Source organism: Paenibacillus sp. J31R30 (assembly GCF_059692115.1).
This window is the reverse complement of the sequence record NZ_JCAUAV010000001.1, coordinates 336,977-359,581: the sequence shown is the minus strand read 5'-3', so window position 1 is coordinate 359,581 and position 22,605 is coordinate 336,977. Positions and strand designations below refer to the sequence as shown.

14 protein-coding genes are annotated in these 22,605 nt (G+C 45.6%); 3 read left to right on the top strand and 11 right to left on the bottom strand.

The window, feature by feature from the left end; genetic code table 11:
* Window position 1 precedes the first annotated feature (1 nt).
* Both AC58QO_RS01160 and AC58QO_RS01155 read right to left on the bottom strand, forming a co-directional pair.
* Complete coding sequence (locus tag AC58QO_RS01160; RefSeq protein WP_497263273.1) at window positions 2-961, bottom strand: ABC transporter permease; 960 nt, start codon at window positions 959-961, stop codon at window positions 2-4.
* A 197-nt stretch (window positions 962-1,158) separates the two neighbouring features.
* Window positions 1,159-2,682 (bottom strand): extracellular solute-binding protein, encoded by a 1,524-nt coding sequence (locus tag AC58QO_RS01155; RefSeq protein WP_497263271.1) that lies wholly within the window; start codon window positions 2,680-2,682, stop codon window positions 1,159-1,161.
* A 263-nt stretch (window positions 2,683-2,945) separates the two neighbouring features.
* On the opposite strand from AC58QO_RS01155, the gene AC58QO_RS01150 reads away from it, so the two are divergent.
* Both AC58QO_RS01150 and AC58QO_RS01145 read left to right on the top strand, forming a co-directional pair.
* Entirely contained in the window at window positions 2,946-4,709 is a 1,764-nt protein-coding gene (locus AC58QO_RS01150; RefSeq protein WP_497263269.1) for a sensor histidine kinase, read from the top strand.
* Window positions 4,684-6,291, top strand: a complete 1,608-nt coding sequence (locus AC58QO_RS01145) for a response regulator (protein WP_497263267.1) — start codon at window positions 4,684-4,686, stop codon at window positions 6,289-6,291. The genes AC58QO_RS01150 and AC58QO_RS01145 overlap by 26 nt, the downstream gene beginning before the upstream one ends.
* 47 nt (window positions 6,292-6,338) lie before the next feature.
* Here the strand turns inward: AC58QO_RS01145 and AC58QO_RS01140 are convergent, their stop codons facing one another.
* The 8 genes from AC58QO_RS01140 to pbfA all read right to left on the bottom strand — a co-directional run bounded on the left by AC58QO_RS01140 (window position 6,339) and on the right by pbfA (window position 16,452).
* Complete coding sequence (locus tag AC58QO_RS01140) at window positions 6,339-7,961, bottom strand: right-handed parallel beta-helix repeat-containing protein (protein WP_497263265.1); 1,623 nt, start codon at window positions 7,959-7,961, stop codon at window positions 6,339-6,341.
* A 214-nt stretch (window positions 7,962-8,175) separates the two neighbouring features.
* Window positions 8,176-8,961, bottom strand: coding sequence for a DeoR/GlpR family DNA-binding transcription regulator (locus AC58QO_RS01135; protein ID WP_497263263.1), 786 nt, complete (start codon window positions 8,959-8,961; stop codon window positions 8,176-8,178).
* Between the two features lie 50 nt (window positions 8,962-9,011).
* Window positions 9,012-10,733: a putative 2-aminoethylphosphonate ABC transporter permease subunit gene (locus AC58QO_RS01130; protein ID WP_497263261.1), complete on the bottom strand. Its 1,722-nt coding sequence runs from the start codon at window positions 10,731-10,733 to the stop codon at window positions 9,012-9,014.
* Complete coding sequence (locus AC58QO_RS01125) at window positions 10,733-11,755, bottom strand: ABC transporter ATP-binding protein (RefSeq protein ID WP_497263260.1); 1,023 nt, start codon at window positions 11,753-11,755, stop codon at window positions 10,733-10,735. The genes AC58QO_RS01130 and AC58QO_RS01125 overlap by 1 nt, the downstream gene beginning before the upstream one ends.
* A 121-nt stretch (window positions 11,756-11,876) precedes the next feature.
* Window positions 11,877-12,989, bottom strand: a complete 1,113-nt coding sequence (locus AC58QO_RS01120) for a putative 2-aminoethylphosphonate ABC transporter substrate-binding protein (RefSeq protein ID WP_497263258.1) — start codon at window positions 12,987-12,989, stop codon at window positions 11,877-11,879.
* 134 nt (window positions 12,990-13,123) lie between these two features.
* Entirely contained in the window at window positions 13,124-14,263 is a 1,140-nt protein-coding gene (gene phnW / locus AC58QO_RS01115) for a 2-aminoethylphosphonate--pyruvate transaminase (RefSeq protein WP_497263256.1), read from the bottom strand.
* Window positions 14,260-15,057, bottom strand: a complete 798-nt coding sequence (gene phnX / locus AC58QO_RS01110; RefSeq protein WP_497263254.1) for a phosphonoacetaldehyde hydrolase — start codon at window positions 15,055-15,057, stop codon at window positions 14,260-14,262. Before phnX ends, phnW begins: the two co-directional genes overlap by 4 nt.
* A gap of 15 nt (window positions 15,058-15,072) precedes the next feature.
* Window positions 15,073-16,452 (bottom strand): (R)-1-hydroxy-2-aminoethylphosphonate ammonia-lyase, encoded by a 1,380-nt coding sequence (pbfA, locus tag AC58QO_RS01105; RefSeq protein WP_497263252.1) that lies wholly within the window; start codon window positions 16,450-16,452, stop codon window positions 15,073-15,075.
* Between the two features lie 428 nt (window positions 16,453-16,880).
* On the opposite strand from pbfA, the gene AC58QO_RS01100 reads away from it, so the two are divergent.
* A complete protein-coding gene (locus AC58QO_RS01100) occupies window positions 16,881-17,699 on the top strand; it encodes an HAD family hydrolase (protein ID WP_497263250.1) in 819 nt (272 codons plus the stop codon).
* A 112-nt stretch (window positions 17,700-17,811) separates the two neighbouring features.
* Here the strand turns inward: AC58QO_RS01100 and AC58QO_RS01095 are convergent, their stop codons facing one another.
* Entirely contained in the window at window positions 17,812-22,074 is a 4,263-nt protein-coding gene (locus AC58QO_RS01095) for a PKD domain-containing protein (protein WP_497263248.1), read from the bottom strand.
* Between the last annotated feature and the right edge of the window lie 531 nt (window positions 22,075-22,605).

Sequence of the window (22,605 nt, the reverse complement as noted above, 5' to 3'; positions counted from 1 at the left end):
CCTACCAAATTTGTTTTCCGAACAATCTTGCAATCCGATTCGCCAATAGAATGAGAACGAAACCAATCACAGCTTTAAACAGTCCGACAGCTGCTGCGAATGACAGCCTACCGTCGATTAAACCAATTCGATACGTGTACGTCTCGAAGACATCGGCCACTTCATACGTCATGGGATTATACAAAAGGAACACCTGCTCGAAGCCATTGTCGAGAATGTTGCCGAGCTGCAGAATGAGCAGGACAACAACCGTTGTCGTAATGCCCGGCAATGTGATATAGCGGATTTGCTGTATTCTGGAAGCTCCATCCATTTTGGCCGATTCATACAAGGAGGGATCGATACCAGTCATTGCTGCGAGATAGATAATCGTTCCCCACCCAACTCCCTTCCAAACTTCAGCCGATACGAGAATCGTCCTGAAATACTCTGGTTTTAGCAAAAAAGAAATCGGTTCATAGTCCAAGGATTTAATCAGAAAATTGACCGGGCCTGTTGATGGCGATAGAAAATTAATGATCATCCCAGCGAGCACGACCCATGAAATAAAGTGAGGCAAATACAGGATCGTCTGAGATAATCGTTTGAACATCAGATTCCTGACTTCATTGAGCATGACTGCCAGTAAGATCGGAGCCGGAAATCCGAACAAGATCTGATAGAAACTAATGATTAACGAGTTGCCCATTACTTTGTAAAAGTCACGTGATTGGAATAAATAGGTGAAATTCTCAAAGCCTATCCATTTGCTTGCCCATATCCCCCTTACTAAGCTGAAGTCTTTGAAGGCGATCACGATTCCTAGCATAGGAATGTATTTGAACACGAGCAAATAAAGCAGCCCAGGTATCAAAAAGATATACAGCCATTTATGCAGCTTGAAGTGCTTCAAGGTTGCGCTTTTACGTTCTATTGGCCTTGAGGCGATATGTTTTTCCACAGTTACTTCCAAACGCTTCACTTCCTTTCTTCGAAGATACTCATTCTGGTTGTATACGGGTCGATTCGATATGGCCACCAAATTACGAAAGCGGTTACAATTAAGGCGAGCACCCTCCGCATGATGAACGTACACCCCGATGGGTACAAGCCGGAACGTACATTCATCAATTACGAAGTTTTGTTATAGAAACCCTCATGACCTTCCTAGCGTACAAATTACTGTTTTAGCAGTTCTTGCTCGATGAGCTGTTTTCTAGCCGCTTCCATGTAAAGATCGTAATGGTAGGTCTTCTCCAGCGTGTGGACGAAATCGTCATACTCGGATAACGGACGTTTATCGTAAATGAATTTGAACGTCTCCTCCATGATATATCGATTCGCGTCTGCCGCATTATAGCCTGATGGCAGCTCGATAAATGCGTCGTAGACCTTTAATCTGGGCTGCTCAATGGCAAATCGATAATAGGGTTCGGCATCTGGAAATTTCGTTCGTAAATAGGTCATTTCGTCACGGCCAATCAATTGATACAAGTGTGAATATACGACATCATTAATTTTTTCGGTTGGTAGAATTGTCTCACCTTCCAATTTAAAGTGAATCCCAGGGAGTCCATATTGTACAAGCCGAGAGCCCTCCGTAGAGGATAAATAATTCAGCAGCGCAATGACCTTCTGCAATTTCTCGGAATTATTCTGCAGCGAAGCAGGCATGACCACAATACTACGCGCGCCCACATCGTCAAAACCGTTATAAGCGCCGCCTGGCCCAATTGGCGATGGTATTTGGACCCAGTTGGCCTGCGGCTGCAAGGTCTTGATTTGTTTGGCTGCATCGCTATTCACGACGACCGGCCAATTGAAGTTCAGCAATCCTACCTGTCCTTGATAGGCCTTATCCTTATGCTGTATCTTTGTATTTGCCAGAAAATCAGGATCGACAACACCTTGCTTCACCATGCTATTCACGAAACCAAGCGCTTGTTTGAGTTGCGGATCGTAAATTGAATTTACAAGCTTACCTTCCTTCAAATAAAACTTACCAGGATACGTCGTACCGTACGCCCCGAATATTTGATCCAGTGCGTTAAATTGCGGATTGCCCGTAAAACCGTACGTATCATTCTTACCATTTTGATCCGGATCTTGCTCAGTAAAAGCCTTCATAACCTGCAACAGCTCGTCGATTGTTACTGGTACCTGCTTATCCACCTGATCTAGCCAATCTTGACGAAGCCATAAAGTGAACTGTGGAGCAGGCGAAACCTTCGGAATGCCAAATACCCTGCCTTTGACTGTCCCTGTCTTCATCGCTTCTTCTCCTCCGACAAATTGCTTTGTCGCTTGGAGCTTATCTATATAAGGAGATAAATCCAATAAACTGCCTTGCTGCGAGAGTTCGATCATATCCCTGCGGTCCACATAGAACAGATCTGCAGAGGTGTTGCCCGCTAAGCGGAGATTACGCTGATTTTTATAATCCTCCTCTCCTACTACTGCTGTAATTTTCAAATCAATACCCAGTTTTGTATCCAATTCCTTCTTAATCATATCCATAGCCGGATCTGTAGGGAGGTTGTTCAGCGCGCTGACCAGCACCTCGATCTTCACCCTTGTACCAGCTTGATTATTTGAAGCAGATGAATTCGGGCTCGCAGCCTGCTTGTTGCAACCTGCTAAGCTTAAGCTCAACATTACGCATGTCACCAAAGCGGGAACAGATTGCCTTCGTCTAAGGTTCATTCGTCTCTCTCCCTCATTGCAATGAAAGTGATGCTGTACACTTATTGTACAGCCTGCGAGCCCTTATTGCCTTTCAACATTTCGTAAAAAACTTCATTATTTCATTACGCCATACAACAACATCCTCATTATCACTTCATTTATCGCTCAGCTGCATTCAAAATTTATTAAAATGATTCAATAATCAACGAAGTATCAGATAACACTAACTTTCGCTCGGAAAGCCATTATAATAAGAGGTAAGATCATTGAGGAGGACTTATATGAAGCGTCGTATTGCAGTCCAAGTGTTCGTTATCTCCTTCTTGCTGGTGGAATCGATTATCGTTTTGTTAGGGTACTGGTATTATCGGCATTCTTCCGATTCCTTGCTGGAGGCGCAGTATGAATACGCCGATCAGATTGCCAACAAATCCAACGATTATTTAAATGTTACATTGGAAAATATCCGAAATTTATTCATTACCGTGGGTACTGACAGTCGTTTCCAGCAAGGCTCAAGCGATGAAATCATTCGCTGGTTTAACAACAGTCTGCTGCCTTATATGCCCAATGTGTACAATATTCATTTGCTTGAACAAGGTAAGATGGCTGCCAGCACTTCCTATGTGCAATGGGCACTTTTAGATACACCTACACTCTCCAAGGAACTAGCGCAAATTAAGCTAAGTGGTATCGTCTATTGGGTCGGCCCTTACTTTTCACTGCCTTCCAACTATACGGTGACGGCTGCCATGAAGCTTCCTTCTACGGACGGTGACAAAATCATACTGCTCGATCTCTATTTGGCTAAGCTATATGAATCCCTGCAGTCACAATCCGCTAATCGAATCACAGGGGAAATCCTGCTGCTTGACCGATTGCACCGCCCTGTATTCGGGCGCCCGCCTTACTCACAATACAATGTTTTCAATAAATCGTACCAGCTAATCGGGCTCAAAGATGAGTGGTTCGAAGGCGGTTGGAAACAATCCGAACAGCAAACCGCTGATGGTCAAAGTCTTGTCCTTACAAGAGTGACCAATCCTGCACTCGGTTGGGACGTCGTTTGGATACTAGATAAAACAGCGCTGCTGAAACCTTTGCAAAAAACGCTCTCCTTTACCTGGGCGCTCGGCTTAGTCTCGTTGCTATTATCTATTGGGATGGCTTATACGATATCCATTCTGATCAGTAGACCTATTCGTAAGATTGCCGACTCCATGAATGCTGTCAGTGAAGGGCTCTTGGACACCTCCATTCAGCTAAACCGTCAGGATGAACTCGGCCTTCTTGCCAAGCATTTCAACCGAATGACGGCTCATATCCGCGAGCTCATTGCTAATCTGAAGCAGTCTGAGAAGCAGAAGCAGATATCTGACTTTCTTGCACTTCAAGCGCAGATCAAGCCGCATTTTCTATTTAATACATTGAATTCAATTAGCATGGCTGCCCGTACAGGCGAATATAACAAGGTTGATCAACTCGTATCTTCCCTGACGACACAACTGGATTACACATTAAAGACAAGCCCAGGACCTGTGACATTGCGAGAGGAAATAACAGCATTAGAGAGTTACGTTGATTTGATGCATATCCGGTATCCAGGTAAATTCTCCTTTCATATGGATCTTGATCCACTCACCCTGGAGCGGAAGCTGCCGAAGTTCGTGTTGCAACCTTTGGTGGAAAACAGTATCTTTCATGGTCTGGTGCCGGATCATAAAGATGGCGTATTGTTCATAGGCACGACTGCCGGGACAGATGACTGGGACATCATGATCGAAGATAACGGCAAGGGAATGTCCGCTGAGAAAATAGCGAAGCTAATGGATCGACTGAATAGCCATTCTACTAACGGCAACGAGATTACAGCTGAGGAAAATAAGAACGGACATAGTATTGGTCTTGTCAATGTTCACCGTAGACTACAAATGATGTACGGAGACCGATATCGTATTCATTTAGAGAGCACGCCAGAAGAAGGCACCAAGCTATTAATCAGATTGGGGGCAGAACCGAATGAAGAGCATCTTGATCGTGGATGACGAGCCGATGGCAAGGCAGTATATACGCAGCCAGTTTCCTTGGGAGCATTGGGGTTATGTCATCGTTGGCGAGGCAGAAAATGGTATCGAAGCTTTGGAGAGGTGTCGTTCCATGCAACCGGACATCGTGCTTCTTGATATTACAATGCCGCTGATGGACGGATTGGAACTGCTGCATCATTTGAAAAAGGATTCCCCCCTTGTACGCTGCATTATGCTAACCGCTCACCGAGACTTCACTTTCGCTCAAGAAGCGATTCGTAATGGTGCCGACGGCTATATTTTAAAATCCCCAATTGAAGCTGAAGAACTAAAAGCAGCCTTAGCGAAAGCCTGTGAGGAGCTTGAGAAAACGAATCGTTTAGCTACAAGCGAACACAGCTATAAAGTGTTGGTACAAAATTATCAGTACCCCCTTCGTCAAAAGTTTTATGAGGATATCCTTTCTTCCTTGCTTGCCAAGCCAGAGGAAATCGTGACCCACGGGGAGAAGCTCGGCATCGACCTCGTTAAGCCCTCCTACGTATTAATGGAATGCTGCGTCGATGAGCTTACCAATTTTGAGCAGCGTTATCCGATCAAAGACCGATCTTTGATTGAATTCAGTATGCTGGAAATCGTTCGAGAATGTGCACAAGTCGATTTCCCTTGTCGATTCGAGCTGTTCCCTGTTAGCTTCGGACGGTTCATTCTGCTTTTGACAGGCCAACAATCACCTAGTAGCAATATACTTAAGGAAAGCATTATCTTATTCATTCGCAAGCTGTCAAACCCGCTCAAGCAATATTTAAAGCTACGGCTCTTAGTAACCATTAGTCGTCCTTTTACGACGATTTCTTCCCTTCGTTCCGTTTACATGGATACATTGACATATCGCTTACATCACTTTTATTCAGACGCAGCTGAGCCTATCTTCGTTGATCAAACGCTGCCTTTCCATGCAATACCGGATAAGACACTAAGTAAATTGCGTACACGACTAGAGGATTTGATTAAACATCAAGAAGAACCTGTATATCAGGAATGGGCTATGATGGTGCGGAACGAGTTTCTCATGTATAAGCCCGATCCTTCCACAGCGAAAAGTTGGCTTAAGTCACTCGAACAGCTTCTAGCTGTTGAGGGACATGAGATGAATTCCCTAGATCCGCTTAGCTTGAATGCTGAGACCTCTTTCCATCGCGCACTCGAAACGGTTATCGGGCGGTTCATCGAAATTAGGAAGCGAAGCACGCAATCCCTTCAGTTGCGGCATGAGCTGTCCTCCGCGATTCAGTACATCAAATCTCATTTGAGCGAAGATCTCAATGTGGAGTCAATCGCACTCAAAGTAAAGCTGAGCCCATCTTACTTAGGGCATTTGTTTAAGAAAGAAGTCGGCGTTTCCATTGTAGACTACATTCTAGAGCAGCGTATGGAAGCAGCCAAGATCTACCTGCAGACTGGACAATACAGGAATTATGAGCTGGCTTCCAAAGTCGGCTTTCGCAGCTACTCGTATTTCTGTACCTTATTCAAGAAATACTCGGGCTTAACGCCCAATGAATTCAAGCATGCCCATCAGCCGGTTGTGCTTCCTTGATACATGTGAAAAGGACCTGAAGATTAGCTTCAGGTCCTTTAAGCATGTTATTCAAATTCAATTGTACCTGTTATGCCTGGACTGACAACCAGGGGCTTATCTACGTGAATGAAGCGATTATTCTTGACCACGACCTCATCTGCGTCAATGGCATGAACACCAATTGTTGAATTCTTGAAGAGATTCCCCGTTATCGTAATCTGTCGATTATACTTGCCTTCGAAGCCAGCGGATTTAATACCAATGCATCCCTCAGCGCCATATCGCGGATAAAATCCACAATGATCGAACTCGCAATCCTCAATTCGAATGTTCGTAGCATGTCCTCCCTCCGCATGCGTCGGCAGCTCCGCACCAAGCAGTATCCCCGGATTCATCGTGTTTCGATAGGTACAATTGGAAATCAGGACATGATCATTTCTGACAAGATGTCCAGCGCCCGCGATGTTGATAAACGTTGAATGTGAGCACGTATAGCTGTCAGCTTCCCAATAATCGGCTGCACACAGAGATCCCTCTGCGGCATAGTCAGGAATATCTTGCGTAAATTGAATGCGATAGAGATGACCGTCTTCTCTCTTCCCTTCGTGCGACCAATGGGCAATCTCCCTTTTCTCCATATGTTCGCCATTGTAGAATTCAATGTGGCTGCCTGGCAGCAAAGCCGCGAACGTATACTTCCCGAAGAACAGTGCTTCGCGAGTTGAGAGCCTGCTGCCAAAGAGTAACCAGTTGCTTTGGATATTTTGCCCATCCATTCTAACTCCTTCTACATACATCCCGCTGATTTCGATTTGTCCACCACACTTAAACAGCTTCCATGCATCTCGTGGTGCAGTGAACAATCTGTTCCCATCTGGTTTGAAAACGACGCGATCCGCTGTAATATGGCGGCAGCTTTCTGCTAGCATGGCAAAACCATTGGCATTCAACACACGCAGATTGTTCAGCACGAGATGATCACATCTTCCAAAGTAAGTTTGGAAATCCGTTTGCGCTCCTTGATGCCAGGAAAGATGCTCGCCAAGATGAACCTTGGCAGCAACGCTCACACTGTTCAGGGTCAGCGTCCGTTCACCGCTCTGTATCCAACCCGCATCAGCACCCCCACCATAAGTAACACTTTCCCCAATCAGTGCCCCTGTTACGGGGTCCAATCGATTCATACAGAATGTACCCATTCCCTCCTTGCAAGGATTGCCCTCAAACACCTCAACCGTAATCGAATGATCCGTGCGATCAATAACGACTCCGGCGGAGGCGAAAGCAGGCTCTCTCGTAAAAGCTAGATTATGTAATGACAAATGCTCATTATTCTCACACCAAAGAATAGATGGCAAAAAACCATGAATAGCCTCGTCATTAAAGCCGACCAGTTCGGTTGCAGGTTCACCATCTTCCCCTACTGCACCTTGCAGTGTTAAACCATTAGTGTCCTTAATTGTAAGATGACATTCTTTCGATTGATGATTGCCGCTTCCAGCATCATGTACCATTCCCTCGGTCTGCACCAACTGAATGGAAACCAATCGATATCTCCCAGGTTCAAACACGACCCTCTCCGCTCCTACGGCAATCGCCTTATCAATCGCTTCACGAATGCCTGCTGCGCTGTCCTCATTGGAAGGACGGGTATAATCTTTGACATAGATACTTTTACCAGAAAACATTAGAAATTCCTCCTTCAATCTGCTTTAGGCTCTCAACTTGTCATCATTATAAAGCCTCCTTAGACCACCGAATATGAAGGATTTCACGAAAATGTTTAAAATATAACTAATATAGGTTAACTGCACTATTTTGACCTTCGCACTTCCCACACACAACAAATCCCCCTCGATATAGCTTCATCGAGGGGGATTTGATTACACAGCTAAACATCCATTACGTAGCCGCGACCCATGTCACGTCTTTTTTCAACAAGTACTCTTCCCATTCCTTCGGTGCTGGGACATCACTGACGATAATATCAACCTCTTTCAAATCGGCCATTTTATAAAATTGCACAAGTCCGAATTTGGAGTGGTCGGTAACAATGACACTATGTTTGGCGTGTTCCATAAGCTTTCTCGCCAGTTGACCACGCTCTTCATCGAAGCTTGTAATGCCTTTGTCAACCATAATGCCATCTATGGAGATAAAAGCTTTATCCGCGTAGAAATTCTCTAACATTTTCTCGGCCAATGAGCCTGTAACACGGGATTGCATAGAGCTCACTTTACCGCCGATAAAGAAAATATCGCCTGAGAATAGCTCTTTATTTTTATAATCGATCAGTAGATAAAGGGCAGGGACGGAATTCGTCAAAACGGTAATATTTTTTTTGTTCAACAGATAATCGATCATATGAAGCGTCGTCGTGCCATCATCGATGAAAATCACATCATTATCCTCGACTAATGTGGCCGCTGCTCTGCCGATTCTCCGTTTCTCCTCGGCATACAGCACTTCGCGCTTCAATTGAGAAGGTTCTTCACGGGAAAGGTTGATTTTCACGGCACCGCCATAAACGCGCTTTAGCTTATTCTCTTCTTCCAACTCCTCCAAATATCGACGAATCGACTCCGAGGACACACCGAGGCTCTCTACCAAATCATTTGTCTTTACTTTGCCTTCCAGGTTCAGTTGGTTGAGGATATAGTCCTTACGCTCTTCACCAATCAATGACATGTCATGCAACCCCCAATTTGATTACTGTGTTTTAGTGTAATTATATGGTTTTACTTGTGAGTTTGCCAAGCTGCCGTTCGCTTCTTCACTTTGCTAAGGATAAGCTCGTACACAATTCGAATCAGAATATTCGTCAGAACGATTAGCATCGACATCGCAGCTGCAGCCGCAACATCACCGGCATCTTCCATGCTCACCAGCGCTACCGCAGCTAAGTTCATATCAGCCGAACGCAGGAACACAACAGCTGAAACGGTTACCATCGAGTTCACGAAGAAGAACATCGCAATCTCCACAATGGCTGGCAAACACATAGGTACTGTTACTTTCAGGAACGTTTTGTAAAAGGGAACCCGCATCGATTCGGAAACGAGCTCGAATTCCTTATCCAGCTTCTTGAGTGCTGTCGTCGCTGTGATGAACGGTACGGCATAGAAATGGGTGATATTCGCAAGCACAATAATCGCGATCGTCCCATAAATCCAATTCAGCGGATTCGCTGGATCATTGAAAAAGAATATATAAGCTAAACCAATAACCATACCTGGAAGTGCAAGCGGCAGCACAGATAAGAAATAGCCAACTTGACGCAACCCTTTCAAATACCTTGTTTTCTCGATCAGATAGGCAAAAACGAACGTAACAATCGTACCCACAAAGGCAGTAAGGACCGATACCTTCAAGCTATTCCAGAAAGGATCAAGACCAGAGCCCGCAACGTTTGAAAAATTATAATGCTTGAGACTAAAGCTGAGATTGTAAGGCCACACCTTGATCAGTGAAGCAAATAAAATCGTGCATAGCGGGATGAGGATTGCAATGGTCATCATCCAGCAAAACACGCGATATATCCCGTCGCGCAATCTACTTTCTGGAATTTGGTATGGCGTTGATTTGGAGGATGACATTGAACGCTGCTTCCGATCCACGAACCTATCCACAGCAAATGCGATGAATGCCGGAATCGTCAATAAAATGCCTACCGTTGCCCCCATTGACATGTTCTGCTGACCAATAACCTGTTTATAAATATCGGTAGCCAGCACGTTGAATTTGCCGCCAATCGCTTGCGGTGCGCCGAAATCAGTGAAGCTAGCCGTAAAACAAACGAAAATAGCACTGATCAAACCATATTTGACGGATGGCAAGGTGACCGTAATAAAGGATTTGAACTTACTTGCACCAAGTGACTCCGCAGCCTCATAAAGCCGCTGATCCGTAATTGATAACGCTGTGATAAAAATGAGAAATGCCTGCGGGAATAAGTAGATCACTTCCGATATGACAATTCCGATTGGCCCGTATATCGGTATTCGCATTTCAGGCAGTAAACCAAAGAAACCTGTGCTGACAAGTCCTTGGTTACCGAAGAGGTACGTCAAGGCAATCCCATGCATCATGGTCGGCTCAAACAGCGGCAACAATGCGATGTAATGAAGAAAGCTTTTGCCACGAATCATAGTCCGGCTGATGCCATACGCATAGAGGAACGCGAGCACGACAGCGATGGATGTGGATAGGACCGAGATCCATATCGTATTCGTCAACGACTGTGCTAAGGCAGGTGTAGAGAAATAGTTAATGAAGTTTGTAAAACCAATGAATTCTGCCTCTTTATTGAGAAATGCTTTGCTAAACAAAATGAGAAGAGGGATTAACGTGCTCACGGAAAGAGTAATGACAAGTACGACGATCAGCAGGTTTTGTAAGGAAAAAAGCTCGCTCCAATTGCGACGATTGTTGGGATACAGGGGGGCCGCTTGCTTCTCCATTAAAGGTTCACCACAGCTTCCATACCAAAAGTAATAAGTTTATCCTGAGGAAACGCTATCGTTACCTCTGCATGCTTGGCTAGCTTAAGCTGCTGTGAAACATGAGCGGAAACGTCAACTGTCAGCAGCTGCCCATCCTTTGTGCCCTTGTAGCCACCGACTGGTTGTAAGAGCAATCGATAGAAAGCTCCTCTGAATTCAATATGCTTCACGACGGCTGGAATTCCATGCATAGAACCACGTGCGGAGATACGAATATGTTCCGGTCTTACAGCGAGATTCGTCTGGTCTTCGCCGAGAAAGTTAATCGAGCCGATAAAATCCGCCACAAACGGCGAGTTCGGTTCGTCATAGACTTGCTCAGGCGACCCGATCTGCATCACTTCCGCATTCTTCATCACCACGATGCGATCCGCCATAGTGAGTGCTTCCTCCTGATCGTGGGTCACCATAACCGTGGTAATGCCAAGTTTATCTTGCAGCTCGCATATTTGCTCACGCAGCTTCACACGCACCTTGGCATCCAATGCAGACAATGGCTCGTCCAGAAGCAGGAAGTCTGGCGATAGCACAATCGCACGAGCGAGGGCAATCCGCTGTTGCTGGCCCCCTGACAGCTGAGACGGGTAACGATCGTGAATGTGAGCCAAATCTACGAGAGACAGCACTTCTCTAACCTTCTCGTCAATTTCTTTCTTCGAGAAATGCCTTCCTTGCAGCCCATAGGCTACATTCTGATAAGCCGTCAGATTCGGAAACAGCGCATACGATTGAAACACCATGCCGAAGTTTCTTTTGGCGGGAGGAAGTGTCGTAATATCCTTGCCGCCAACCGTAATACGGCCATGTGTTGGTTTCTCGAGACCTGCGATAATTCGCAGTAGTGTTGTCTTCCCGCAGCCGCTCGGGCCGAGCAGGCAAATGAATTCATTCTTTTGAATATCAATATGAATCTCCTTCAACGCCGTGAAAGAGCCGAATGTTTTATGAACACCTTGTATGGACAGGTAAGCTTGTGTCATAATAGCCTCCTTATTTTCTGTAGATCTTCATTATAATTCGCTAGTGTTAACGCGATGTTTGCGACATGAAAATAAAACAGCTGGCTGCAAAGCTTGATCCGCAGCCAGCCATTTTATTCATTTATTTTTTTGGTTCGCTTTTAGCATTAAATCGCTTATCCCACTCAGCCAGAACACTGTCACGGTTTTTCGCCGCATCATTTAAGTCGTTTTTGATCAATTGCTTCACAGGATCAACAGAATAGCCATCAGGAATTTTGGAAGAATCGGTTTTGATCGCCAAGATCGCGTAGTTCTTGTTATATTCTTTCATCACATCATCCGTGATTGCCCAGTCAAGGAAGTCTTTGGCTACTTGCTTCACGGTTTTCTTTTTCATAAGGGCATTGGCTTCTACATCCCAGCCAGAGCCTTCCTTAGGGAAAACGACTTCAACGGGAGATCCGTTTTTCTTCTCTTGAATACCGCGGTACCCGAACGATATACCAATTGGGTATTCGCCTGTACCCGCTGATTTAGCTGGTTTGGAACCAGATAGTGAGTACATAGCAATATTATCGTGCAGCTTGTTCAAGTAATCCCACGCTTGATCTTTGCCTTTCAGTTGAAGCAAGCCTGATACCGTCAAGAAGCCTGTACCCGAAGCAGAAGGATTCGGCATTGTGATGAGGCCTTTGTATTCAGGTTTAATTAGATCTTCATACGATTGTGGAATCGGCAGCTTGCGTTTCTCCATTTCCACCTTATTCACGATAAATGCCGTTTCCCAGGCATCAATACCAACCCAATGCGTTACTTCATTTTTATCTTTGAAATCGGGAAGAATACGTTCCACACCCTTTGGTGAGTAAGGCTCTAGCATTTTGTTTTGGTCGAGAACCAACAGGCTTGTCGCTGCAAGGCCCCATACGACGTCTGCTTGCGGACTATCTTTCTCAGCTAGCAATTTGGCTGTAACGATACCCGTAGAATCGCGAACGATGTTGACTTTTACATCCGGATACTTCGCTTTAAAGGTTGTGAGATAGGTTTTGATTTGATCATCTTCTAGCGCTGTATACACCGTTAAATCTTTGCTCGTTGTGTCAACATTTGCGGATGAGCTTGCGCTTGACGCCGGGCTTGCCGAAGCCCCCGTATTTGCTGTATTTGTACTTGTCGCTTTACCGCCACATGCCGTTAATAGGAATACAACGCTCATAACTGCTGCTGCACTTACTATAGATTTTTTCATCGTTTCCAATTCCTCTCCCTTTGACTTTCTATTAGCCGGATGCATTCATCCTGATACCTTTACTATAAAGTAGTTTTGTAAAAACAGTGTTAAATACAAGTTAAGATATTGTTTTTAATTTTATTTAGTTGGTTTTATGTTGTTTTCCAAAATAATTGATTTTCAACACCTTGAAGCAGACGATGGATGTCTTCCAAATGAACGTCCCCGATATTGCCAATTCGGAACGTAGGAGCAGCTGTTATTTTGCCTGGATAAATAACGAACCCCTCTTGCTTCATACGCGAATAGAATTCATCAAAGGAAAACACAGGAGAATCCGGGAATAAGAACGATGTGATGATCGGCGATTGGAGATCTTCTGGCAGCAAGGTTTGGAAGCCGAGCTTCTGCATGCCGTCAACCAGCGTTTGCTGATTCCGTGTGAATCGTTCGAATCTGACCGTGACTCCGCCTTCTTCCTCTAGTTCCTGCAGCGCTTGATCAAAAGCCCGCACCACATGCGTTGGTGAGGTATAGCGCCATTTGCCATTGCCGAGCTCCATGGTTTCCCATTGGTCGTACAGATCCAGAGATAACGACCGCGCAAGTCCTTTGCAAGTGGCGAGCGCTTCTTTCTTTGCAATAATAAAACCAAACCCTGGCACCCCTTGGATGCATTTGTTGGCACTGCTAATTAGAAAATCGATGTCAAGCTCAGCTACGTCAATCGGCACGCCACCGAAGCTGCTCATCGCATCAACGATAACGGTTTTCCCGTATTTCTTGGAAACTTTAGCTACATCCGCAATCGGGTTGATCATACCTGTCGTCGTTTCTACATGAACTACCGCTACATGTGTAATGGAAGCATCTACCTTCAGAATCTCTTCCAGCTGCTTCACATTGACAGGCTTCGTTTCTCCCGCATCCAAAACAGTCTTATAAATACCGAGTACTTCGGCCATTTGCGCAATTCTTTTACCGTAGGCGCCATTGCTAAGTACGAGCAGTTTGCCCTTAGGCGGAATCACAGATCCGATGACGGACTCCACACAGAAGGTACCGCTGCCCTGCATGAGGACGGTTGTATATGCCGCCGGATTGCTTGTAGCCATGTGCACAAGTCGGCCACGAATCGATTGGACCAGTTCGTTATAGTCTTGATCCCAGGTGCACCAGTCGCGGAGCATCGCCGCCTTCACTTTTTTGCTCGTAGATAGCGGGCCTGGTGTTAAGAGTAAGTATGGATTATCTGGAAGTTGATTCACGTTGACATTAAGTTTCAAATTCATGGACGTTCTCCTCTTTCTATGCGTTGATTGATTTGATCAATGACCCCGTCTAATTCCCCGATGGAATCGATGATATAATGAGCGCCATTCGCTAAGAATGTGGATCTCACTTGCGCCATTCGCTGCCGAAGCATGTCTGGTGCACTGGCAGCCACTTCCGCCTCACTCATACCTAACTCACTGCTGCCTTTCACGACTCCGACAGTCCATACTCCTGCGTTTACACCTTCCTGAACATCGCTCGTGGTGTCCCCGACTTTGACCAGGTTGTACATGGGATACACATTCAAAGCGATCGCGTTCTGGTAGATCATCCACGGATAAGGGCGTCCAGCAGGTACGTCGTTCGGTGTCACCAAATGATCCGGTGCGTATCCGCGCTTCTCCGCTTCCGCCGTCACAATCGCCATCATCTCGGCCGTGTAGCCTGTTGTGGAGCCAAGTCGAATGCCACGCTCGCGCAGTCGCTTGGTGAGATCGACAGCGCCTGGAATCGGCTCCGCATACTGATGAACAATCGCGAGAAGCATCGGTTCGAAATCGGCATAGAGCTCGTCGATGTCATCTTCCAGCGGAAGCCTTCCGTAGCGCTCCTGCCATAAGCCGATGACGCGCTCTGTTTGCAAGATCGCGCGAATATGATCCCGTTTCAGCAGCCCCATAGGCGCTCTAGCCTCTTCAATCGTAATCGCGATTTCTCTTCTGCGGAAAACCTCCATAAAGACATTCAGCGGTGCGAAGCATCCGTAATCGACCATCGTCCCAGCCCAATCAAAAATAACAGCTTGTATCATTCGTATTTCCTCCATTTAGTTCGATTTGGTGTGTGCCACTTTTGCAATGCTGCCTTCCAAAATATCTAATGCTTCATGTAACTGCTCCTCGGTAATAATCAACGGTGGCGAGAGCGTAAGCACATTGCCCTTGGATACTTTGAAGTTGAGTCCTTGCTCCAAGCAATCATACATGACTCGCTCGGCTTGACTGACGGCAGGCTCCTTGGTCTCGCGATCAAGTACAAGCTCCACTGCAATTAGTAAGCCGATTTGCCGTAAGTCGCCAATAATCGAATAGTTCTCCATCATCTCTTGCAGCCGCTTCTTAGCGATATCGGCCATCGCATTCGCATGTGCCAATAAGCGATCTTCTTCGATCACTCGGATGGCTGCTAAACCCGCGGCTGCCCCAACCGGCGACTTTTCGTGCGTATAATGTCCAATTGACATCTCCTGCGCTTTGTTCAATTCTTCCTTCACAAGCAAGGCTGCCATCGGGAATACGCCGCCCCCTAATCCTTTGCCGAGAACCATCATATCGGGTTCAATGCCATAATGCTGGTAAGCAAACATTTTGCCAGTTCGCCCGAGCCCTGTTGCTGTTTCATCTACAATGAGTAAGGCACCATACTTATCGCAGAGTTCTCTAAGCCTGCGATAATAGGAGATCGGCGGAATCTGTACATCCGTATTACGAATCGTCTCAACAACGACGGCTCCGATCTCGCCATCCTGTTCCAGTACATATTCAATCGGTTTCAAGCATTGGGAATGCCCCTCATCTTGACACCCAAATACACAGCGATAGGAGTTAAACGGAATCACATGCTCCGCTCCAGGCAGCAAAGGCCCAAGCCCTCTGCGAAAAGCGCCTTCACCGCCAACGGATATCGCATCCAAGGAAGCGCCGTGAAAGGCCCCCCACATGGAAAGCGTCTTATACTTGCCGGTGACAGCCCGCGCCAGTTTCAACGCCATGCCGATTGCTGAAGTCGCGCCTGGTGCGAAAAGTACACGGCTCATCGCCCCGTTCGTTAATTCAACTAATTTGTTCGCCAGTTCAATTGCGGGAACATTCGTATATCTTCTTGTGCAGAATGATAATTGATCCAATTGCTGCTTTACGGCTTCAATAACCGCTGGGTGACCGAAGCCAAGCTGATGCACATTGTTACCATGGAAATCCATGATTTTTCTTCCTTGAGCATCCTCTACATAAATGCCTTCACAGGCAGTTAAGACGTTAAGACAAGGTGATGATAATGTTTGGTGAAGGAATACATCCTCATCCGCTTGTAGAATCAATCGCGATGAATCGTCCACTTGATGGGCCAACCATGCTTGGCGGGCGTCCGTCAAATTAATATCGCCTTCGGTCTTCATATAAGCCTTGTGCTCGTTAATCGTAATCACCTCAGGTTGGTTTTGGTTTGTTCTTGATTCTTATCATACAGGCCATTTGTAATCTAACGGTTAAATACATGTTAATTTTATGTATTTGTGTTGTTTTATTTTGTTTTAGTTGTTTTTTTGCATTTAAATCGCATATCTCAAGGAAATCTGCATCATCCCCTATCTGCCGTCCCCTGAAAAGATTACACGCCAAAGATACGGAACGTGATTCCGCTATTTGGTCGACTCCTGCCCTAAATACCCTAATACCAAGCGATTAACGGAACCACGTTCCGTTAGCTACTCAGATTTCCTATTTATTGATATTAATTTTCGTTAAATGTTGTTGATTAATGTTGTTTGTTACTTGAAATTACGTTATCATCAAGTTAAATATCACACGAAACAACATGTCCACGCAGTTGGCAAACAAGGAGGATTTTATATCAATGCCTACGAAAAAGGCTCTTATTTTCGACTTAGATAACACCTTATTATGGGATGAACGGAGTATCAGTGAGTCGTTTCAAGCGACTTGTCAACACGCAGCGAATCAATTCGTACTAGATCCAATGGAACTTGAACAAGCAGTCCGCGAAGCGGCAAGTCATCTTTTTACATCATTAGACTTATATGACTGGCTGCACATGATTGACGTGACGGATCTGGAGGCATTATGGGGAAGTTTCGATCAAGTTACGCACCCTAACTTTCGCATCATGCAGAAGTTGGCGCCTCTCTATAGAAGGGATGTGTGGAGTCAAGGTCTGCAAGCAGTAGGTATTAACAATCCCACATTAGCTGTCCAATTGGCTGAACAATTTATGGAGGAAAGAAGAAATCGTCCATACGTCTACGACGATACCTTCCAAGTACTTGAGGAATTACACAAGGGATATGATCTGATATTGATGACCAATGGCGCACCTGATATTCAACAAGAAAAAATAGATAGTATGCCAGGTCTTGCCGATTATTTTGATCATATTCTCATCTCGGGGACTTTCGGCGCTGGCAAGCCAGATCCAGCCATTTTTCATCATGCGCTGGACCTGATCCACCTCTCTCCGAATGAAGCGGTCATGATCGGGGATACTTTGGCGACCGATATACAAGGGGCCCATCACGCAGGGATCACCAACATTTGGATTAACCGCCATCCTATTCACACTGCATTTAACATTCGACCAACGTATGAGGTACGCAGCCTATCCGAAATTCCACAGCTCTTGCATGCCATTCAACAATCACAACAGCATATTGTTTAATTGGATAAGCCGCTACATGGATTTTGATTCAACAGCTATTTACATGCACAAGAAAGAGCCTTTCGGATTGATTCCGAAAGGCTCTTTCTGTTTCTATTATAAATCCAGTTCCTTATAGTGATTTAGCGGAATCCAGCATTCGCTTGATCATCGTTGCGGCTTGAGCCCTCGTTAGGTTCCCAAGCGGAACAAGCTCTTTCGTACGAATACCATTCAGTAATCCGATTTTTAACGCTGCAGCAACATCTGGTTTAAGCGAGCTGCTAATCATGTTTTTATCTTCGAACGCGGAGAGCAGGGTCGTCACTTCCGCGTCAGAAAAGGCGACGGATTTACCGAGATGCTTCAACGCGTGCATGATGAAAGTACTGGCTTCCTCACGGGTCACCATACGGTTAGGCGCAAAGCCGTTTTCCACAGCGGTTACAATCCCCGCCTTCATTGCAGCGCCAAGATCACCTGCATAGCTAGCCGTCAGGGGAACATCTTTCACCTTTGAAGCCGCAGCTGCATCGGCTTTAAGCCCAATGGCATTCACGAGCATCGAGGTGAACTCTGCTCTCGTCATTTCTTGATCAGGCTTAAACGTCTTGTCTTCGACACCGCTAATCAGCTTCTTGAGGCCGAGATCCTCAATGTCCGTTCTCGCCCAATGACCGACCAAATCTGCATACAAATTGACCGGATAATTCTGTTTAATCTTTGGAATAATGCTGCTTTGAACCTTCGTATGTGTCGTACCATCGGTCATAATGAGAATACGATCGATGTCTGCGCCGCCTTTTCGGGACCAAACCTTAAGGACGTGAATGCCTTCATCCAACGCGAATTGATAATTGTCGAATGCGCGCTTCCAATCTCCATCTTTCAGCGTAATACGTTTCAGCTCCGAATCGTCCCACTGGATAAAAACAGAACCATTGGACGCAGATTCACCGGTTGAGTAAATGTGCGCTTGGAACGCCCCCGGGTCGGTCACCTTCAACTCATACTGAACATACTTCATATCCGGCAAAATTTTGTCAGCCGGCATCGTATCTTTATAAGCAGGATCCAGGACATCCTTACTCGTCACATCCGGCAGATTTTTGCCGAATTTCACATACTTCCCGCCAGAGGCATTGTTCGATGTAACGAGAGAGATTTGATCGTTCTTACTGCTTGAGTTTGCTGTAAAATCTTCCGCTTCAAACAGGACATACGTATTTTCATCATCCGGATCCGGTTTCTTCACTTCCAAGTATCCAAGTGGACTGCCTATGCTAATCGGAAGTGTGATAGAAGACGTTCCACCTAGCATATCTGTGACGGTCAACGTCACTTTCATAGCGCCTACTTTGTTAAAGAGATGGCTAATCTTGCTTAAGTTTGCATCCGCTTGAATAGGTGTTCCATCGCCAAAATCCCATTCGAATTTCGCAATTTTGTCTCCCAAAGCAGTATCCGGGTCGTTAGATGCTGAGGCATCGAATGTGATTGTCGTTCCCGGTCTTCCAGATGCTTGGTCGGAATTCAGCTTAACCACAGGCACCTTGTTCGGGTCTTTGTTATCAACCAGAATCGTGATCGTGTCCGTGTTGCCCGCAGCGTCAGTCACTTTCAGATTAGCCAAGTACATCCCAAATGCTTGATATTCCTTCGTTGGCGAAGCTTGGTCAGATGTCGTGCCATCGCCGAAGTTCCACGCGAATGTCAGACCCGCTCCCAGACTTCCCGACGATGAGAATTGGATAGTGCGTGTGCCTTTCCCACGTTCACCGAACGCAATAGCTTTGTCTGCCGTAGCTTTCGCTAGAGGCAGATTACTAACGAGCGCTGGCGACTTATCGAACTCAATGGCATAATCGGACGATTGCGTAAAGCTTAAGCTGAGTACGCCACCTACCACCTTTGAGTCCACCTTGCTGCCGTTTACTGTGATCGATTTCGCAGTTACACCAACAGGCATCGTCAAATTCACTTTCGCAGCTTGCTTCAGATCAGAAATCTTTCCGCTCCAACCCTTGGTGTCCATATGCTGAACCAAAGTAACTGGCACATCACTGGCAATGACTTGGGATCCATTTACTTGCGCTTTTGTCCCCTCGCGAAGCATCAAGTCACTTGCGTTAGAACCTGCTTCACGCAGCCAAGCAAAGTTAGCATCCGACGTCAAATGTCCAGCTACTGCTTGTACGCCGCTGTTTGCTTGCAGCAGATAGGTATCCGCTGTGCTGCCTTTCACTACGCGCGCACCTGTCATTGTACTCGTACTCAAATCTTGCACGTCTGGCGCTTGCTCATTCAGCTCTTGCGGCACCAGAATAGTCAGATATTGAGCGTTATCCTTCTTTTGCTCCGCACTGACATAAGTCTCTTTAATATCTTCTTTGAAAAGACTCGTCACCGACTCATTCGCTTGGAAATTAGCCGTTTGCGGGAAAATATATGTTTCCATCTTTGCTTCACCTAAGTCGTAGTAAGGGATTACAGCACTTTGCGAAGCTTCCGGTTTAACGATCAATTCCGGCGTTTTCTCTTTGGAGATCGTCCACTCTGCCTGATTGCCAGTCAAATTCAAAGCACCCAGACTATGCAAATACAGATCAAAGTCAGCCTTGCCGCTCTTCGAAGTAACTCGGTCAGCTACGACAAAATATTCTTGTCCGGGAAAAGCAATCCCGCGATTGTGAGTACCAATAACTTCTGCTTGATCCGAGTAGTAGTCGCCTTCCTTTTGAGCAAAATCAAAGTCATTCGTATCGATCTCGTAGCTGCTTCTAACGCTAGTCAATGGATCGGTTTCATTCTTTACGCCTCGGCCGTTCATTGTAATGACATTATGCGCCTGCGGCTTTTTCAAAAATGAGGCAAATGCGCTGTATTGCCCATAGCCAGTGTCATTAGCGAGAAGCGCATTTTTTCCGTAAATGTTAAAATGCAACTGGTCTTGATGCTGATGGTTGTCCGATTCCGGATGGCCATTAAACATTAACCACGACGTGTTCTTACCGTTCGGCTCGAACTTGGAATCCCATTGATTCCCCAAGATGGCAATCCCGCCAAATGGCTCCTTCGTCTTCGGATTGATGCCACCGTTCATAAATGTCGTACGAGACACTGTAGGACGCTTGGGCGCAATGGATGAATCGTAGGTTAAGTACTCATCAATGGCAAGCTGGTACTGTGAAGTGGCACCTGTATAATCGTCTAAGTATATCTGGGAATTGGCATAATTCCATTGGAATACTTCGCCTAGCTTTAGCCCGCTGCCAAACTGAGGCGCACTGACATTTTTGTATAAATTGGCGACCATATGCGTTGGATAAGGCTTAACGTAGCTATCTTCCGTGCTGGACAACCAGCCATTGCCCATTCTACCGCGAACAGCATACTCGAACATCGGCTCTGTAGACTGAATAAGAGCCGCAGGTGAAATCTGACTTGGCGCTTGCTCGCCAACTACGTTCTTATATTGATACAGGAATGGAACTAGATTAACGAAGGTAAAAACTCCATAGTGAGCGCCTTCCCTGGAAATTCCATCGCTGCTAAACTGGTAGTCAAACGTGTTATGCGTTCGTTCGATCGCCAGATTCATCCAATATTGCGCCTCCGGCTCATCAGCCAGGGTGAGCGCAACCGTCCCTAATCCAAGCGCTGGCTTGGAGCGGTGATTATGCGGACGAGGCGGCTGAGGGAGCATGAGCCAATCGGCGATAAAAGCCGCTTCTTTCTTAAGCCGTGCTCGTGCTTCTTTCGTTTGTTCCTCTGTTAAAAAAGGCGCTAACCAGTCATAAGCCGATGCATAGTCTTGCAAATACGTTGCCCAATAAATATCTCCGTCATCTTTGGTACGGTTGGCAACAGTACCGGTATACATGGTCACAGTGGCTGTGATTGCTTTGCTTTTCACATTATTGATTTCGGCCGCTGTATAATTCTTATCATCTTTAATCATTAAATAATAGAACGCTAACAATTTCGCGCCACGGGAACGATCATTCTCGTGTAAATTGACATTGCTGTAATCGTACTGCAGATAGACTGAATCGACATCTGTTTTGATCTTTGCCCATAATTTTTCGTAATAGGAGCCTTTTATATTTTTTCTTGCTTGGTAAGCGGCTATCTCATCTGTCTTAAACCAAAGACTTGGGTGAATCTCTTTTTCTGGCAGCGCACCTAAAATTGTTTTGGGATCTGCCAGCTTCTGTTTCAATTCCGTCGTACTCTTTTTCTCGTCAGAAGTTTTGGATTCCAGCGGGATCAAGTCTGGGTCTGTAAACTGAACTCCCTTAAAGGACGCATAATCGTAAGCGCTTACTAAACTAGGCAGCGTTACTAACATACTTGCAATGACACCCGCGGATATCAAACTCTTCAATTGTTTCAATGCGTCAACCTCCTGTCAGTAAATGGCTCAAATCCCTCTTATTATACATTTACTTGAAACGTTTCAATTGGATTTTTATGGGTTTTTGTTGTGTTTTCTTTTGATTATAAAATAAAACAAGACCACATCCCCGCGAGCAGGTTTGTGATCTTAACGTCTAGCTTTTCCATTTAGTGCAGCGGCACCGTTTAATGAAACGACGGAAGTTGCGTTTGATAATTCGCAAATTGCGTTTTCGTTTGCTGTATATGAGGCGTCCAAAGAAACGACATCATCTTCAGATCATTCGGATACATGACTGCAACTTCACATTGATGCGCCCCTGTCTGTGCGTATACAGGTAGTGTACCATGCAAGAAATAGCTTACCCAGACTAGTTGTACGCAGCTAGTAAGAGCTTGATTTTACGAATAAAGAATAAGGAATTCATTTTCAAGTCAAGCCATATAATTAGGAAAGACAACCCATTATTCATAATGAAGCGGCTTTGGTTAAGCCGGATTATTAAACGAACACCTCGTTCAAACCGAA